Genomic DNA, 16,873 nt, shown 5'->3' with positions numbered 1-16,873 from the left:
CCCTGGATGGACCCGGCCATCCATACCCCGCGTGCGCTTCGCTTACCCGGGCTACAGGGTGGGGGGCAGGAAACCTGCCATACCTCTTCGCTCTGTATCGAAGCAGAGCACAGCCAATGGCAAAGTCAAAACATGTTTCGCCAGCGGCTTCGCCGCTTGGGCGAGTTACTTTTTCTTTGCTTCTGCAAAGAAGTGCTTCTCAGCAGCCGAATGGCTGATCAAAAGTAACCAAAAAGAAAGCAGCCCCGGTCGCGAACCGGCCGGCTGCGCCGGCCGGTCCCCTGCGCTTCTCGCGTCGATGGGGGACGGCCCATAACTCGCTTCGCTCAGACAGATGGGCCTCTTCGCCCCCATCGCCGCTGCGATGCTCGGTTCGCTCCAACGGGAGGGAAAAACCAGAGCAACAGCAATGCCAACAGCAACGGCGCCTTGCTTGCTCCCCTCTCCGGGGGGAGAGGGACTTGAGATGCGCAGAAATGGAAAAGGCGAAGCCTTGGCTTCGCCTTTCTTCTGTTGCCGGGCTGGCGGCCTACTGCCCCGCCATCACCCGCAGGATCTGCCCCAGCCAGTACGCGATCACCGTACCGGTGGCGTAGCCGATCGTGCCCAGCAGCACGCCCACCGGCGCCAGCGTCGGGTGGAAGGCCGCGGCCACCACCGGGGCCGACGCAGCGGCGCCGATGTTGCCCTGCGAGCCGATCGCGAAATAGAACAGCGGCGCGCGCACCATCCGCGCCGCGCCCCACAGCACCAGGATGTGGACCAGCATCCACACCACGCCCAGCGCCAGCAGCCACGGACGGCCGGCCAGCTCCATGAAGTCCATCTGCATGCCGATGCTGGCGATCAGGAAGTACAGGCAGGCACTGCCGATCTTGGCCATGCCGGCGTTCTCCAGCCGGCGCAGCGGCGAGAAGCTCAGCAGCAGGCCGGCGATGGTCGAGCCCACCACCACCCAGACGAAGCTGGAGTCCAGGCTGAAGCGCGAGGCGTGCGGCACATGCGCGCCGAACCAGGCGGCCAGCGGCGAAGCCACCGCATGCGCTGCCCCCACGATGCCGAAACCGATGCCCAGGATCACCATCAGGTCGGTCAGGGTCGGGATGCGCGCGTTGGCCGCCTCGTAGGCCTCCAGGCGGGCCTTCATCTCGTCGATGGCGCGGGTGTCGGCACCGCTGCGTGCGTCGATGGTCGCCGCGCGCCCCGCCAGGAACAGCAGGATCGCCATCCAGCTGTTGGCGATCGCGACGTCGACCACCGCGAACTGGCCGAACAGGGTCGCGTCGACTTCGTACACCTCGCGGATCGCCACCATGTTGGCGCCGCCGCCGATCCAGCTGCCGGCCAGCGCCGCCATGCCCTTCCACACGTCCCCGGCGACCACGTCCGGCTTGATCCACTCGAACAGCTGGAAGGCCACGATCGCGCCCAGGAAGATGCCGAAGGTGCCGGCGCAGAACACGAACAGCAGCCGCGGGCCCAGCTTCAGCACGCCCTTCAGGTCGATGGTCATGGTCAGCAGGACCAGCGCCACCGGCAGCAGCACGCGGCTGCCGATCGGGTTGTAGACCGCGCCCTGAGTGCCGTCGATCAGGCCGAAGGTGTTGTAGAGGGCCGGCACGAAGTAGCACAGCAGCAGCGCCGGCACCCACGAAAAGAACTTCTTCCAGAACGGGGTGGGGCCGCTGGAGAGCCAGAAGATCAGGCCCAGCGTGGCGGCGATCAGGCCGAACACGACGATGTCGTTCTGGATCAGGGCGGCGGTCGGTTCAGGGGCTTCGATCGCCATCGGCGATGTTCCTCTCTTCGTACGGGCGGAAAACGCGGTGGCCGGCTTCGCGCCGGCCACCGGGGCTGGAGCTTACTGGCCGATGTGCTTCTTCAGCCAGTCGTTGACCGTATCGTGCCAGAGCACGCTGTTGGCCGGCTTGAGCACCCAGTGGTTCTCGTCCGGGAAGTACAGCAGCTTCGACTCGATGCCCTTGCGCTGCAGCGCGGTGAAGGTCGACAGGCCCTGGTCCACCGGCACGCGGTAGTCCTTCTCGCCCTGCACCACCAGCATCGGCACGCGCCACTTGGCGACGTGGTTCACCGGGTTGAACTTCTCGAAGTTCTCCGGCTTGTCGAACGGCGTGCCCTGGTTCTCCCACTCGGTGAACCACAGCTCCTCGGTCACGTAGCCCATCGCGCGGGTGTCGAACACGCCGTCGTGGTTGACCAGGCACTTCCACGGCGAGCGACCGGCTTCATCAAACCAGTTCCCCGCGATCCAGTTGATCATGTAGCCGCCGTAGCTGGCGCCCAGCGCACAGGCCTTGTCGCCGTCCAGGAACGGGTACTTCTGCTGTGCCGCGGCCCAGCCCTTCTGCAGGTCCTCCAGCGGCTTGCCGCCCCAGTCGCCGCTGATCGAGTCGGTGAAGGCCTGGCCGTAGCCGGTGGAGCCGTGGAAGTCGATCATCACCACCGCGTAGCCCTGGCCCGCGTAGGTCTGAGGGTTCCAGCGGTAGCTCCAGCCGTTGCCGAAGCTGCCCTGCGGGCCGCCGTGGATCAGGAACGCCACCGGGTAGCGCTTGCCTTCCTCGTAGTTCCACGGCTTGACCACGTAGCCGTGCACGGTCTCGCCGTTCCAGCCGGGGAAGGAGAACTGCTCGTAGTCGCCGAAGGCCACGTCCGGCAGCACCTGCGACGCGCTCGGCGTGATCGCGCGCTCGGCCTGCGGGTTGGACAGCGAGGTCACGAACACCTGGTCGCCGCTCTGCAGCGAGTTGCGGGTGAACACCAGGGTGTCGCCGGCGATGTCGAAGGACGAGATGCTGCCGCCGCCCACGACCTTCTCCACCTTGCCGCTGGCGATGTCCACCGCGAACAGCGGGTGCTCACCCATGTCCTGCGCGGTGGTGTAGATGGTGCGGCCATCGGCGGACAGGACGATGCCGTCCGCGCTGCGGTCCCAGTCCGGGGCGATCTCGCGGGTGGCGCCGGTGGCAACGTCGCGCTCCATCAGCGCGAAGCGGTCCGCCTCGAAGCCCGGACGCTTCATCGCGCGGTAATACAGCTTGCTGCCGTCGGCGCTGAACACCGGGCCGGTGTCCCAGGCGCGGTTCTGGCCGGTCGGACCCGGCGACGGCGCGTTGGCCCCGGTGCGGTCGTCGAGGGTCAGGTGCTCCAGCGGCTGGCCGGCACGGTAGCGGTACAGGTCGAAGTCGGTCGACCAGGCTTCCTGGCGGTCGGCGCGACGCATGGCGAACACGATCGACTCGCCGTCCGGCGACCAGGTGTATTCGTCGTTGCCGCCGAACGGCTTGGACGGCACGTTGCCCACGCCTGAGGACTGGGTCGAGGAGTCGACCAGGAAGGTCGTCGGCCTGCTCTTGCCGGTGCCGGGCGAGGTCACGAACAGGCGGTTGTGGCGGCCGTCCTCCCAGGTGTCCCAATGGCGCACGAACAGCTGGTCGTAGACCACGCCGGTGGCCCTGGACGCCTTGCGCTCTTCCAGGCGCTTGACCGTGCAGTCGATGTCCGCGCCGCAGTCGGGGAACACTTCCATGCTGATCGCCAGGCGGCGGCCGTCCGGCGAAACCTTGAAGCTGCCGACGTCCAGCGGATAGTGGGTGGCCTGGCTCGGCGTACCGCCGGTGGCCGGCATCACGTAGACCTGCTGGGTGCCGGACTGCGCGCTGAGGAAGTACAGCCACTTGCCGTCGGCGGAGAAGGCCGGCGAATTGACGTTCCAGCCCACCGGGGTCAGGCGCTTGGCCGGGGCCAGGTCGCGCGTGCGCAGGTCGCGGATCCACAGCGAGGTCGAGGCCTTGCCCGGATCGTCGCCCTTGGCCCCGCTCATCTCGCGCTTGGCGAACACGACGAAGGCGCCGTCCGGCGAGAGCACCGGCGAGGACACGCGGTCCAGGGCGTGCAGGTCGCGGACGTCGAAACCGCGGGCGGCCTCGGCCGGACTGGCCCAGGCGGCACCCAGCGCGACGGCCAGGGCGAGCGGCAGGATCAGGGACGGTTTCAGGGCGGGTTTCATCCGGGGCTCCAGCAGGGCAAACCCCGGATGGTAGGCGCAGGCCGGCGCGCGGTGCAAAGGCGGAAGGTCATGCAAGCAGGTGCCGCCGGGCGGTCTTCACGGCCCGGCGCAGCCCCCCCTGCCGACTGCGCGGCCTGGGGGGGCCGCGCGTGGTGACGGCGGGACGGGCTTACGCCGCCTCGGCGCGCTTGCCGGTGCGGTACAGCAGCCAGCCGACCAGGAACAGCACGGCCAGGCCGACCCACTGCGCCGCCTCGCCCAGGCTCACCGGCAGGGCCAGCACCTCGGCGTCGCGCGCGACCACGATCGGAATCGCGATGGCGATGCCCATCAGCGCCTCGCCGGTGATCAGGCCGGCGGAGAACAGCACGCCGGGACGGTGCACGCGGTCCAGGCCGGCCTCGTCGTCGTCGGAGACCTTGTGGAAGCGCTGCACCATGTGCGCCAGCAGGCCGCCGAGGAAGATCGGCACCATCAGCTCCAGCGGCAGGTAGATGCCGATGGCCGCGGCCAGCACCGGCACCCGGAAGCGCGAACCGCGCGCCTTCAGCCAGCCGTCCAGGGCGATGGTCAGCGCACCGACCACGCCGCCGATGGCGATCATGGTCCACGGCAGCTCGCCACCGAACAGCCCCTTGGCGACGGAGGCCATCAGGTTGGCCTGCGGCGCCGGCAGGGTCTTGGAGCCGATGCCGTAGGCCTCCTGCAGCAGGTTCAGCACCGGGGCCATGATCAGCGCGCAGGAGAACGCACCGATGCCCAGCATCAGCTGCTGCTTCCACGGGGTGGCGCCGACCAGGTAGCCGGTCTTGAGGTCCTGCAGGTTGTCGCCGCCCACCGCCGCGGCGCAGCACACCACCGCGCCGATCATGATCGCGGCCACCGCGCCCAGCGGTGCGCCGCCGACCTGGCTCTGGCCGTCGGTGCCCAGCAGCACCAGCAGCACCACCGAGGCGAACAGGATGGTGGCGATGGTGATGCCCGACACCGGGTTGTTGGACGAACCGACCAGGCCGGCCAGGTAGCCGGACACCGAGACGAACAGGAAGCCGGCCACGATCATGATCAGGGTCATGGCGAAGCTGGCGATCCAGAAGCCGACGATGGCGTGGTACAGCAGCCACAGCGGCACCACGAAGGCCACCAGCGCCACCAGCATCCACTTCATCGGCAGGTCGCGGTCGGTCTCGGCGATGGCCGCGCCGTGCATCGCGCCCTTGCGCGCGGCGGCGAAGCCGCTCCTGATGCCGGCCAGCAGCGAGTTGCGCAGCGAGAACAGCGTCCACACACCGCCGACCAGCATCGCGCCCACGCCCAGGAAGCGGATCTTGGCCGACCAGATGGCGAAAGCCGCGTCCTCGGCCGGCGCACCTGCAATTGCGCTGGCCAGGGCCGGGTCGCTGTCGAGGAAGAAGGCGTGGTACAGCGGGATGGCGATGTGCCAGGACAGGATCGCGCCGGACAGGACCACGATGCCGACGTTGAGGCCCACGATATAACCCACGCCCAGCAGCGCCGGCGACAGGCCGGTGCCGAGGTAGCCGATCACCTTGTTGTTGGCGAAGTAGCCGGCCACCGCCCAGCTGTCCGGGATCAGGCGCAGGCCGTTGGCCGCGGCCAGCTTCACCACGCCGCCGATCGCGGCGGAGATGCCCAGGATCTTCAGGCCCGGGCCGGGGTTCTCGCCGGCCTTGAGCACTTCGGCCGCGGCCTTGCCCTCGGGGAACGGCAGCGGCTCCTCGACGATCATCGTCCGCCGCAGCGGCACCGAGAACAGCACGCCGAGCAGGCCGCCGAGGCCGGCGATGCCCAGCACCCACCAGTAGTCGAAGTCCGGCCAGTAGCCCATCAGGACCAGCGCCGGGATCGTGAAGATCACGCCGGCGGCGATCGAGGAGCCGGCCGAGGCGCCGGTCTGGACGATGTTGTTCTCCAGGATCGTGCCGCCGCCGAGCAGGCGCAGCACGCCCATGGAGACCACGGCCGCCGGGATGGCGGTGGCCACGGTCAGGCCCGCGAACAGGCCCAGGTAGGCATTGGCGGCCGACAGGATGACGGCCAGGACGACGGCCAGGACGACCGCACGGAAGGTGAGCTGCGGCGTCGCGCTTGGGCTGGCCATGTCTCTCGTGTCCCCGGATACGTAAGGGCGGACACGCTATCGGGCGGGAGCGGGCAAGTCCAGCCCCGCGCGGCCTGCACCGCCCTCCGGTCCGGTCCCGGGACCAGGGAGGACGGCAGGCGCGGACGCGGTGCGCGGGCCGGGCCCGCGCACCGTCCGGATCAGAACGGGATGTCGTCGTCGGCGAAGTCGTCGAAGCCGCCGGCCGCCGGCGCGGCAGGCGCGGCCGCCGCCGGGGCGCTGCGCTGCTGGCCGCCGTACTCGCGGCGCGGCGGCGCGCTGCGCTGCGGACGCTCGCCGCGGTCGGCGAAGCCGCCCTCGCCACCGCCGCCGCTACGGCCGCCGAGCATCTGCATCTCGTCGGCGACGATCTCGGTGATGTAGCGGTCCTGGCCGTCCTGGCCGGTGAACTTGTCGTAGCGGATGGAGCCTTCGACATAGCACTGCGAGCCCTTGCGCAGGTACTCGCCGGCGATCTCGCCGAGCTTGCCGAAGAACTTCACCCGGTGCCACTCGGTGCGTTCCTGCTGGTTGCCATCGCGGTCCTTGCGCACGCTGGTGGTGGCGAGGCGGATGGTGGTCACGGCCATGCCGGACTGGGTGTACTTGGTTTCGGGATCGTCGCCGAGGTTGCCGACGAGGATCACCTTGTTGATGCCACGCGCCATAGTCTTGGATTTCCGTTGCGCGCCCGACCGGGCGGGAAAGGCATTGCAGTATACCGGCGCCCTCCGCGCCAGCGCTGAACTCCCCGTCGAAGGGTAGGGTTTCCCTGATCGGGCCTTTATAATTCAGGCACTTTCCCAGGCAACCCGCATGGCAGACCTCCCCATCCCCCCCACCCATGCCGGCCTTCCCGCGATCCAGGCCCTGGCCGCCGCCGACATGGCTGCCGTCGATACGCTGATCCGCATCCGCCTGGCCTCGGACGTGGTCCTGATCAACCAGATCGCCGAGCACATCGTCTCCGCCGGCGGCAAGCGCCTGCGCCCGATGCTGGTGGTCCTGGCCGGGCAGGCCACCGCGGGCAACCTTGGCACCACCGCCGACCACCACCAGCTGGCGGCGATCATCGAGTTCATCCACACCTCCACCCTGCTCCACGACGACGTGGTCGACGAATCCGACCTGCGCCGCGGCCGCAGCACCGCCAACGCGATCTGGGGCAACGCCGCCAGCGTGCTGGTCGGCGACTTCCTGTACTCGCGCAGCTTCCAGCTGATGGTCGAGCTGGACCGCATGGAGGTGATGCAGGTGCTGGCCGACACCACCAACCGCATCGCCGAGGGCGAGGTGCTGCAGCTGCTGCACGTGCGCAACCCGGATACCGACGAGGCCGCCTACCTGCGCGTGATCGAGCGCAAGACCGCGGTGCTGTTCGCCGCCGGCACCCGCCTGGGCGCGCTGGCCTCCGGCGCCGACGAGGCCACCCAGCAGGCGCTGTACGACTACGGCATGGCCCTGGGCTACGCCTTCCAGATCGCCGACGACGTGCTCGACTACACCGCCGACGCGGCGACCATGGGCAAGAACCTCGGCGACGACCTGGCCGAGGGCAAGGCCACCCTGCCGCTGATCCACGCCATGGACCGCTCCGCGCCGGACGTGCGCGAGCGCCTGCGCGCGATCGTGCAGGACGGCGACAGCACCGCGATGCCGGAAGTGCTGGCCGCGATCCACGCCAGCGGCAGCCTGGAATACAGCCGCCAGCGCGCGATGGACTACGCCGCCGACGCCGAGGCCGCCCTGCACGGCCTGCCGGAAACCCCGGCGCTGGCCGCGCTGCGCGGGCTGGCCCGCTACGCGGTCGAGCGCACGCACTGAGTTCCGGCGGCGGGGCGCACGCTCAGCCGCCGAACTGTTCCCCGAAGAAGTCATCGAGCATCCGGTAGGCGCGCCGCGCGGCGCGCTCGTCGTAGCGGCAGTTGCTGGCCGGGTCGTTGCCCGCGGAAGGCTCGGCGAAGCAATGCACCGCGCCACCGAAGTCGACGAACTGCCAGTCGGCGCCGGCCGCGTCCATCTCCTTTCCGAACGCGGCCACGTCCTCGCGGCTCACCCTGCGGTCGGCCGCGCCGTTGAGCACCAGCACCGGCGCCTTCACCGCGCCTGCTGCGGCCGGCAGCGGCGTGGACAGGTTGCCGTGCAGGCTGGCCACGCCGGCCAGCGGCGCGCCCGCGCGCGCCAGCTCCAGCACCGCGGTGCCGCCGAAACAGAAGCCCACCGCGCCGATGCGCGAGGCATCCAGCGGCGCCCTGCCCGCCTGCGCCTTCAGCGCTTCCACCGCCTGCAGCGAACGTTCGCGCAGCAGCGGCCGGTCGTTGCGCAGCGCACCGGCGATCGCGCCGGCTTCCCGGCTGTCCTTCGGCCGCACGCCCGCGCCATACACATCGGCCACGAGCACCACGTAACCGTCGCCGGCGATCCTTCTCGCGGTGGCGACCGCATCGTCGGTCACGCCCATCCAGTTCGGCACCATCACCAGGCCGGGCCGGCGCGCATCGCCTTCGTCGTCGTAGACCAGCACGCCGCGGTAGCGGTCCTGGCCGATCGTCCATTCCACCGGCTCGGCCCGCGGCTTCGCCGCAAGCGGCTCGACGAAAGCCATCGACAGCAGCACTGCACAGGCGATCAGCGGACCACGCATGGCCAAGCCTCCGGTGTCGGGAGGCCCGAGTGTACGCGCGGGCGGGATCGCCGCGGCGTGGCGCTCAGGCCACGCCCAGGCCCGGGATGGCGCTGATCGCGCCCGGATCGAAGCCGGCCAGCGCGGCGAAGTGCCGGCCACGCTCGGTGTAGTCGCGATAGGCGCCGAAGCTGGGCGCGCCCGGCGACAGCAGGACCACGCCTTCGCCGCCAAGCAGGCGCCGCGCGCGCGCCACTGCGTCGGCCAGGTCGGCGGCGGCTTCCAGGGTGAAGCGCCCCGCATCGGCCAGCGGCTGCAGCAGCGCGTGGATGCGCGGGCCGTTGCCGCCCATCGTCACCACCGCCGCCGGCGCGTCGCCGGCCAGGTGCGCGGCGAAGCCGGACCAGTCCAGGCCGCGGTCGTGCCCACCCAGCAGGATCGCCACGCGGCGGCCACGGTGGCAGTCCAGCGCCGCCAGGCTGGCGTGCGGGGTGGTGCTGATCGAATCGTTGACGTAGCCGATGCCGTCGCGCTCGCCCAGCCATTGCAGGCGGTGCGGCAGCGGGCGGAAGTCGAGCGCCGCCGGCGCCAGCGGCGCGGCATCCAGGCCGGTCGCTTCAATCGCCGCCAGCACCGCGCACAGGTTGCCGCGGTTGTGGCGTCCGGGCAGCGGCACGGCGCTGGTGTCGAAGACGAAGTCGTCGCCGCGGTACAGCGCGTCGCCGCGCAGGTGCCAGCCGTCCTCGCGGTTGAACCAGACGATGCGGCTGTCGGGCAGATCCAGCGCGGCCAGGCGCGGATCGGCAGCGTTGAGCACCGCGGTGCGCGGTCGCGCTTCGGTGACTAGGCGCAGCTTGTCCTCGATGTAGCGCTCCTCGCTGCCGTGCCAGTCCAGGTGCTCCGGGAACAGGTTGAGCACCACCGCCACTTCAGGACGCGCGCCGCTGCGGGCGACGTCGCCGGTCTGGTAGCTGGACAGTTCGATCGCCCAGAACTCCGGCGCCGGTTGCGGATCCAGCACTTCCAGCAGCGGCAGGCCGATGTTGCCGGCCAGCGCGGTGCGGTGGCCGCCGGCGCGCAGCAGGTGCGCCAGCAGCGAGGTGGTCGTGCTCTTGCCCTTGGTGCCGGTGACGCACAGCGTGCGCGCACCGGCGTGCTCGCCGAACCACAACGTGGTGCCGCCGACGAAGCGGGTCCCGCGCGCGGCCGCGGCCTGCGCCTCGGGCTTGTACGGGCTGATCCCGGGCGACTTCACCACCACGTCGAAGGCCGACAGCGCTTCGGCATCGGGCTGGCCACGGGTCGCCAGCAGCGGATCGCCCAGCGCGGCCACGCGCGTGGCTTCTTCGGCGTTGCAGAACAGGGTCAGCGGCAGCGCTGGCAGGCGCGCGCGGATCGCGCGCCACGCGGCCTGGCCTTCGCGGCCCCAGCCCCACAGCGCAACGCGCCGGCCCTCAAGCTGCGAAATCTGCACGCACCCGCTCCCACACGGCCGCCGGCACGCGATGCTCACCACCAACTTCCAGCAGGGGCCCGATCGCCAGTTCCGCGGCATCCAGCTGCGGCTGGATCTCGCGGGCGAAGCGCGACACCAGCGCGTCGGCGCGCCATTCCGCGCGCGCGGCCAGCGCGGCCATCGCCGCACGCGACTCGCGGCCCTCGCCCACGCACTCGAACGGCTTGTGGTCCTGGTATTCCAGCAGCGCGTCGAAGCCCGGCCCCAGCGCCGCATCGTCGAGCAGGTTGCGGCCGAAGATCCGTACCAGCCGCGGCTTGGGCATGAACGGGGCCAGGGCCAGGAACACGAAGTGGCACTTCGGGCACAGCCCGCACCAACGCTGCGCCGGCTTCTCGCCGAGGATGTGGAAGTTGCGGTTGCAGCTGGAGAAGTGCGCGTCGTAGTGGTCGTTCTTCGCGAACTGCCGCGCTACCGCCAGCTCCGAAATCGGCCGCAGCAGCGAGTAGTAGCGAAGGTCGGCGGCGACCGTGCGCTCCACGTGCTCGCCGAAGGCCTGCTCGAAGGCCCAGCCCTTGGACCACTGGTGGTTCACTTCGCCGGTGCCCGGGATCAGGCTGCCGTAGCTGGCCGAGCGCTCGTTGGAGAACACCACCTGGCCATGGCCGGTGAGCAGCGCCGCCAGCACCAGGATCGCCGAGTTCACCGCGGTCACCGGGATATGGCCGTTGTACGCACCCTGGCGGTTGATCTCGAACAGCTGCGGCGCCAGCGCGCGGCCGATGTTGAGCGTCGGCAAACCGGTGCGCTCGGCGCAGGTACGGATCAGCTGCGAACCGCCGATCCAGGCCACGGTCTGCTCCACGCCGGCGGCGCGCAGCGTTTCGATGCTGACCAGCGAGTCCTTGCCGCCGCCGATGGCGACCAGCGCGCGCGACGCCAGGGCCAGCGCCGGTGCCGTGGCGGCGGGGTCGGCGGCCACCGGGAAGCGGATCCGGTCGCGCAGGTCCAGGCCGTTGCGGTAGGCGAATTCGCCCAGGCCGTTGAGGTAGACCTGCTCCATCAGGGCGGCGGTGGCCGCGTCGATCGCGTAGCCGTCGATGCGGATTTCGCGCGGCACCGCGGCCTTGTAGTAACTGACGCCGGCGACCAGGTGCAGCAGGCGCACGGCCTGCTCCACCGCGGCGGCGCGCGGCGCGTCCAGTTCGAACGGCGCGCCGGGGATGGTGACGGTCTCGACCAGTTCCGGGCCGTCGTCGAAGGCGTAGGCCAGCTCGGCCACGCCGGTGGCGGCGCTGAAGCCGCAGCGGACGAAGCGGAAAACCTGGATGGCGTCGCGGTCGAAAGTGGTCATGCAATATCCGTGGTGGAACCGCCGCGGCGGCGCAGGTAGCGCCGGCACAGCACGAAAGCGGAGAAGAACGCGGGCCAGGTGCCGACGAGCAGGGCCGCGAGGGTAGCGCCGAACACGATCGAAGGCAGCCACGGCGCCAGCTCGCGCAGCGGCACGCCGCCGCTGGCCAGCTGCTGGTCGACCGCGCCGGTGGCGAGCACCCAGGCCACGACGGCGAGCGGATACAGCAGCAGCGCCAGGCCGGTGCCGCGCAGGGCCATGCCGCGCGCGCTCCAGCGGCGCCCGGCGCGTTCGGCGCGCGCCTGCCAGGCGCTCACCAGCCACGCCGCCGGCAGCGCCGCCAGCGCGCCGCTCGGGCACCAGCGCGCGCCGTTGCCGGCGATCTCCGCCGGGGTCTGCTCGAACACCATCCACGAGGCGACGGCATAGCCCAGCAGGGCCACGACCGCGCCGGACAGCGTCGCCGACAGGATGAACTCAGCCCTCGGACCCATCGATCACGTCCTCGGCCGGCAGCCCGCGCAGGTTGTAGTGGCTGGCCATCGCATGGCCGTAGGCGCCGGCATCGGCAACCAGCATCACGTCGCCCGGCGCGGTGGCCAGCGGCAGGCGCCGGCGGCGGCCGAACACGTCGCTGGATTCGCACACCGGGCCGACCACGTCGAACACGCCGTCGGCCGGCTCCTCCAGGCGCAGCAGGTTCTCCACGTCGTGCCAGGCGTCGTACAGCGCCGGGCGCAGCAGGGTATGCATGCCCGCGTCGAGGCCGACGCGGGTCACGCCGTCCTTCTCGACCACGTTGGTGACCCGGGCCAGCAGCACGCCGCACTCGGCGACCAGGTAGCGGCCGGGCTCGATCACCAGGCCGAAGGCCGGATGCACCGCGCGGACCTCGGCCAGGCCGGCGGCCCAGGCGTCCACGTCGAACGGTTCGTCGTCGGCGCTGTACGGGATCGGCAGGCCGCCGCCGATGTCGAGCGTGGCCACGGTGCCGATGCGGCGGGCGAAGCCGGCCAGCTCGTCGCACATCTGCCGCCAGTGGCCCATGTTCTCCACGCCGCTGCCCAGGTGGGCGTGCAGGCCGGTGATGGCGATGCCCAGCGCGCGCGCGGCGTCGACGAACTCGTCCACGCGCTGCGCCGACAGGCCGAACTTGGAATCCTTGCCGCCGGTGTTGACCTTCTGGTGGTGGCCGTCGCCATGGCCCAGGTCGATGCGCAGCCAGATGCGGCGGCCGCGGAACACCTCCGGCCAGCGCCGCAGCGCCTCGACGTTGTCGAGGGTGACGGTGACGCCCAGGGCGAAGGCCTGCTCGTACTCGTGCACCGGGGCGAAGCTGGGGGTGAACAGCACCCGCGCCGGGTCCAGCTCCGGCAGCACCTGGAACACGTGGCGCAGCTCGCCCAGCGAGACGCACTCCAGGCCGAAACCTTCCTCGACCAGGGTGCGCAGGATCGCCGGGTGCGGATTGGCCTTGATCGCGTAGTAGCGGCGTTCCACCGCCGCGACCGCCTTCAGCGCGCGGGCGCGCTCGCGCAGGGTCGGCAGGTGGTAGACGTAGCGCGGCGTGCCGGCAGCGGCCAGCTGCAGCAGGCGGCTGCGCTCGCCGCGCCACCACGGCACCGGGCGCGGACGCACCGCGCCGTTGAGCTCGCGCCAGCGCGGGCCGAACACCTCCTGCTCCAGCACCGGCATCGCGCCGCTGTCGATCAGGGCCGCGTGCAGTTCCGGCAGCAGGCCGTCGGCGTCGGCCTCGTCGATCACGAAGGTCAGGTTCAGGTCGTTGGACGACTGCGAGATCATGTGCACGCGCTCGTGGCCGAACGACGAGAACACGTCCGACAGCCTGTGCAGCAGCGAGCGCATGCCGCGGCCGACCAGGGTGATCGCCGCGCAGGGCACGATCACCTTGACCCGCCCGATCTTCTCCAGGTCCTCGGCCAGCGCCGACAGCACGTTCTGGCTGAGCAGGTTCTCGCTCGGATCCAGCGACACGGTGACGTTGGTCTGCGAAGTACCGATCATGTCGACCGACAGGCCGTGCTTGCGGAACAGCGCGAACACCTCGGCCAGGTAGCCGACCTGCTGCCACATGCCGATGTCCTCGACCGACACCAGCACCACGCCGTTGCGGCGGCTGATCGCCTTCACTCCCGGCACGGTCGCCGCGCTGCGGTCGATACTGGTGCCCGGCAGGTCCGGGCGCTCGGTATCGAGGATCGCCATCGGCACGCCGGCGTCGCGGCACGGCTTGATCGAGCGCGGATGCAGCACCTTGGCGCCGGTGGTGGTGATTTCCTGGGCCTCGGCGTAGCCGAGGCGGTTGAGCAGGCGCGCGTCCGGCACCTCGCGCGGATTGGCGCTGAACATGCCCGGCACGTCGGTCCAGATCTCCACCCGCGAGGCGCCCAGCAGCGCGCCGAAATACGCGGCCGAGGTATCCGAACCGCCCCGGCCGAGGATGGCGGTACCGCCTTCCGGATGGCGGGCGATGAAGCCCTGGGTGATCAGCATGCGCGCCGGTTGCGCGTCGAAGCGCGCGCGCCAGGCGGCATCGGCCTGCCAGTGGCAGTTCACCGACAGGCGCCGCGACCAGTCGCTCTGGTTCGGCTGCGCCGGCAGCGCTTCCAGCCACTCGCGCGCGTCCATCCAGCCCATGTCCAGGCCGCGCGCGCGCAGGTAGGCCGCGCCCAGCGTGGAGGACAGCAGCTCGCCGTGGGCCAGGACCTCGGCCTGCCAGTCCAGCGGGCGGCCGGCCGCGCGCGGATCGGAAAGCAATGCGCGCAGCGAGGCCAGGCGTTCGCCCAGCACCGCGTCGCAGTCCAGCTCCAGGTCGGCGAGGAAGTCGCGGTGTCGCTGCTCAAGCGCGTCGACACGCGCGGCCGCGTCCTCGGCGCCATCGGCGATCGCGGACAGCTCGTTGGTGACGCCGGACAACGCCGACACCACCACCAGCACCCGCGAACCGGTCTGCGCGGCCCGCTGCTGCGCCAGTTTGCCGATGGTGTCCCAGCGGTGGCGGCGCGACACCGAGGTGCCGCCGAACTTGAGGACGATCCAGCCACCGGAGGCGGCGTGTTGCACGGGCGGAACTGCGGACATGTGCGAGTTGGGGACCACCCGACCACCGGGCATGAACCGCCGATTCTAAGCCCATTCCCCGATCCGGATAGGCGCGCGGGCCGGGATGTCGGCGGGATCAGGCGCGCGCTCGCGGGTGGCGGCTAAGCTGTCGCCCCTCCCCCGTCCCGGTCCGTGCCCATGACCACCCGCCGCTTCGTCCAGCTCGACGTGTTCTCGCCCCGCCCGGGTGCCGGCAATCCGCTGGCCGTGGTCCACGATGCCCGCGACATGGACGAGGCGGGGATGCGCGCCTTCGCCGCCTGGACCAACCTTTCCGAAACCATCTTCTTCCTGCCGCCGACCACGGCCGAGGCCGACTACCGGATCCGCATCTTCACCCCGGTGATGGAGCTGCCCTTCGCCGGCCATCCCAGCGTCGGCGCGGCCTGGGCGGCGCTGGACGCTGGCCTGGCCCGCGAACGCGACGGCCAGCTGGTGCAGGAATGCGGCGCCGGCCTGCTGCCGGTGCGCATCGGCCGCCGCGACGGCTGCGTGGTACCGGCGGTACGCAGCCCCAGGGCCGAACCGCGCCCGGCCGCCGCGCCGGACTGGCTGCTCAGCGACCGCGTCTGGGGCGCGCGCCGCGGCGAACTGGCGCCGGCGCTGTGGAACAACGGCCCGGACTGGTGGCTGCTGGAACTGGCCGACGCCGCCGGGGTGCGCACGCTGCGCCCGGACCTGGCGGCGATCGCGGCGCTGCCGGGCAACGGCAAGCTCGCGGTGTTCGCCCGCGGCGACGGCGATGCCGACCTGGTGGTGCGCGCCTTCGCCCCGGGCGTCGGCATCGCCGAGGATCCGGCCACCGGCAGCGTCAACGCGATCATCGCCAGCTGCCTGCACCGCGAAGGCCGGCTGCCCGGCCGCGACGGCCGTTATGTCGCCTCGCAGGGCCGCGAGATCGGCCGCGACGCACGCCTGCAGCTGGAAGTGGACGCCGACGGCGGCATCTGGGTCGGTGGCGAAGTGCAGGCGGTGATCCGCGGCACCATGGACTGGTAACAGGGGGCTGGTAACCTCGGCCTCCCCTCCCCCCGCAGGACTGTCGCCATGGCCCCGCGCCCCTTCGTCCAGGTGGACGTGTTCGCCGACCGGCCGGGCGCCGGCAATCCGCTGGCTGTGGTGCTCGATGCGACCGGCCTGGACGAGGCGGCGATGCAGGCCATCGCCCGCTGGACCCGGCTGCCGGAAACCACCTTCGTGTTCCCGCCGTCGCGGGAGGACGCCAGCTACGGGATCCGCATGTTCAGCCCGCGCCGTGAGGTGCCGTTCGCCGGCCATCCCAGCGTGGGCACGGCGCATGCGGTGCTGGAAGCGGGGATCGCGGCGCCGCGCGACGGGCTGCTGCTGCAGGAGGGCGTGGCCGGGCTGCTGCCGCTGCGCGTGGAAAGCCGCGAGGGCAGCCAGCGCATCGCGATCCGCACGCCGCGGGCGCAGCTGGTCGAGACCGCCGACGCGCGCGGTTCGCGCATGTCGGAGGCGCTGGACTGGCTGCCGGTCGGCGAGCTGCCGCCGGCGCTGATGGATGGCGGGCGCCGCTGGTGGGTGGCCGAGGCGCGCGACGAGGCCAGCCTGCGCAATGCGCAGCCGGACTGGGAGGCGATCGCGGGACTGGCGCGCGCCACCGACAGCATGGGCGTGCTGGCCTTCGCGCGATGCGAGGGGCGCGACTACCAGGTCGCCGCGCGGGCGTTCGTCGGCGGGCCGGCGATGTTCGAGGACGCGGCCTCGGGTGCGGCCAACGCGACGCTGGCGGCCTGGCTGGCGCTGCGCGACGCGCTGCCCGGCCGCGACGGCCGCTACCGGGTCAGCCAGGGCCGCGAGGTCGGCTACGACGCGCGCCTGGACATGCTCGTGGACGCCGACGGCGAAGTCTGGTCCGGCGGCCAGGTGGTCAGCGTGGTCCGCGGGACGATCGACTGGCGCCCAGGCGCGCCCCCGTAGAGCGGGGCTTGCCCCGCTGCTTTGGCGCGGCCCGGGACATCCGGCGTGGGAGTCGGGCAAGCCCGACTCTACGGACGGCCGGGCATTGGGCGGTTGCAGTGCTTCCGGCACCTCGGAACACCGCGTCTTCGGGCGCGGTTCGGGGCGCGGCTTCGATCGACCCTCAAGCCGCGCCTCCGTAGAGCGGGGCTTGCCCCGCTGCTTTAGCGCGTCCCGGGACATCCGGC

The 16,873-nt window shown here is 71.4% G+C and carries 13 protein-coding genes; 4 read left to right on the top strand and 9 right to left on the bottom strand.

Translation table 11 applies throughout. The features are described from left to right. Nucleotides 1-228 (top strand): hypothetical protein (locus M503_RS17835; RefSeq protein WP_231472377.1); only part of this gene is annotated, 228 nt, incomplete at its 5' end. A gap of 301 nt (nt 229-529) precedes the next feature. Here M503_RS17835 and M503_RS0113170 read toward each other — a convergent pair. From M503_RS0113170 to ssb, 4 genes are all read right to left on the bottom strand, one after another. After that, nucleotides 530-1,789 (bottom strand): DUF819 domain-containing protein, encoded by a 1,260-nt coding sequence (locus tag M503_RS0113170; protein ID WP_028928308.1) that lies wholly within the window; start codon nt 1,787-1,789, stop codon nt 530-532. Nucleotides 1,790-1,861: 72 nt separating this feature from the next. Then, complete coding sequence (locus M503_RS0113165) at nt 1,862-4,027, bottom strand: alpha/beta hydrolase family protein (RefSeq protein WP_037061453.1); 2,166 nt, start codon at nt 4,025-4,027, stop codon at nt 1,862-1,864. Nucleotides 4,028-4,196: 169 nt separating this feature from the next. After that, the gene (locus M503_RS0113160; protein ID WP_028928306.1) at nt 4,197-6,149 is read right to left on the bottom strand and encodes an OPT family oligopeptide transporter; all 1,953 of its coding nucleotides are present in this window, start codon (nt 6,147-6,149) and stop codon (nt 4,197-4,199) included. A 161-nt stretch (nt 6,150-6,310) separates the two neighbouring features. Next, nucleotides 6,311-6,817: a single-stranded DNA-binding protein gene (ssb, locus tag M503_RS0113155; RefSeq protein WP_024870372.1), complete on the bottom strand. Its 507-nt coding sequence runs from the start codon at nt 6,815-6,817 to the stop codon at nt 6,311-6,313. 148 nt (nt 6,818-6,965) lie between these two features. Here ssb and M503_RS0113150 point away from each other — a divergent pair, with 148 nt between their 5' ends. Continuing rightward, nucleotides 6,966-7,973, top strand: a complete 1,008-nt coding sequence (locus tag M503_RS0113150; protein WP_037061451.1) for a polyprenyl synthetase family protein — start codon at nt 6,966-6,968, stop codon at nt 7,971-7,973. Between the two features lie 22 nt (nt 7,974-7,995). Here the strand turns inward: M503_RS0113150 and M503_RS0113145 are convergent, their stop codons facing one another. The 5 genes from M503_RS0113145 to M503_RS0113125 all read right to left on the bottom strand — a co-directional run bounded on the left by M503_RS0113145 (nt 7,996) and on the right by M503_RS0113125 (nt 14,684). Further along, on the bottom strand, nt 7,996-8,793 hold the full coding sequence (locus M503_RS0113145; protein WP_028928304.1) for a dienelactone hydrolase family protein: 798 nt from the start codon (nt 8,791-8,793) through the stop codon (nt 7,996-7,998). Between the two features lie 64 nt (nt 8,794-8,857). Then, entirely contained in the window at nt 8,858-10,246 is a 1,389-nt protein-coding gene (gene murD / locus M503_RS0113140; protein WP_028928303.1) for a UDP-N-acetylmuramoyl-L-alanine--D-glutamate ligase, read from the bottom strand. Then, the gene (murL, locus tag M503_RS0113135; protein WP_028928302.1) at nt 10,227-11,582 is read right to left on the bottom strand and encodes a UDP-N-acetyl-alpha-D-muramoyl-L-alanyl-L-glutamate epimerase; all 1,356 of its coding nucleotides are present in this window, start codon (nt 11,580-11,582) and stop codon (nt 10,227-10,229) included. Before murL ends, murD begins: the two co-directional genes overlap by 20 nt. Further along, on the bottom strand, nt 11,579-12,076 hold the full coding sequence (locus tag M503_RS0113130) for a hypothetical protein (RefSeq protein WP_028928301.1): 498 nt from the start codon (nt 12,074-12,076) through the stop codon (nt 11,579-11,581). Before M503_RS0113130 ends, murL begins: the two co-directional genes overlap by 4 nt. Next, nucleotides 12,060-14,684, bottom strand: a complete 2,625-nt coding sequence (locus tag M503_RS0113125) for a bifunctional aspartate kinase/diaminopimelate decarboxylase (RefSeq protein ID WP_028919758.1) — start codon at nt 14,682-14,684, stop codon at nt 12,060-12,062. Before M503_RS0113125 ends, M503_RS0113130 begins: the two co-directional genes overlap by 17 nt. A gap of 159 nt (nt 14,685-14,843) precedes the next feature. Between M503_RS0113125 and M503_RS0113120 the strand changes: the two genes are divergently transcribed. Both M503_RS0113120 and M503_RS0113115 read left to right on the top strand, forming a co-directional pair. Next, on the top strand, nt 14,844-15,704 hold the full coding sequence (locus tag M503_RS0113120) for a PhzF family phenazine biosynthesis protein (RefSeq protein ID WP_028919759.1): 861 nt from the start codon (nt 14,844-14,846) through the stop codon (nt 15,702-15,704). 48 nt (nt 15,705-15,752) lie between these two features. Next, the gene (locus M503_RS0113115) at nt 15,753-16,646 is read left to right on the top strand and encodes a PhzF family phenazine biosynthesis protein (RefSeq protein WP_028919760.1); all 894 of its coding nucleotides are present in this window, start codon (nt 15,753-15,755) and stop codon (nt 16,644-16,646) included. The last annotated feature ends 227 nt before the right edge of the window (nt 16,647-16,873 follow it).

It is taken from the genome of Pseudoxanthomonas suwonensis J47, assembly GCF_000513955.1.
GTDB lineage: Bacteria > Pseudomonadota > Gammaproteobacteria > Xanthomonadales > Xanthomonadaceae > Pseudoxanthomonas > Pseudoxanthomonas suwonensis_C.
Note: the sequence above shows the minus strand (reverse complement) of the source record. Positions and strands in the feature narration are given on the sequence as shown.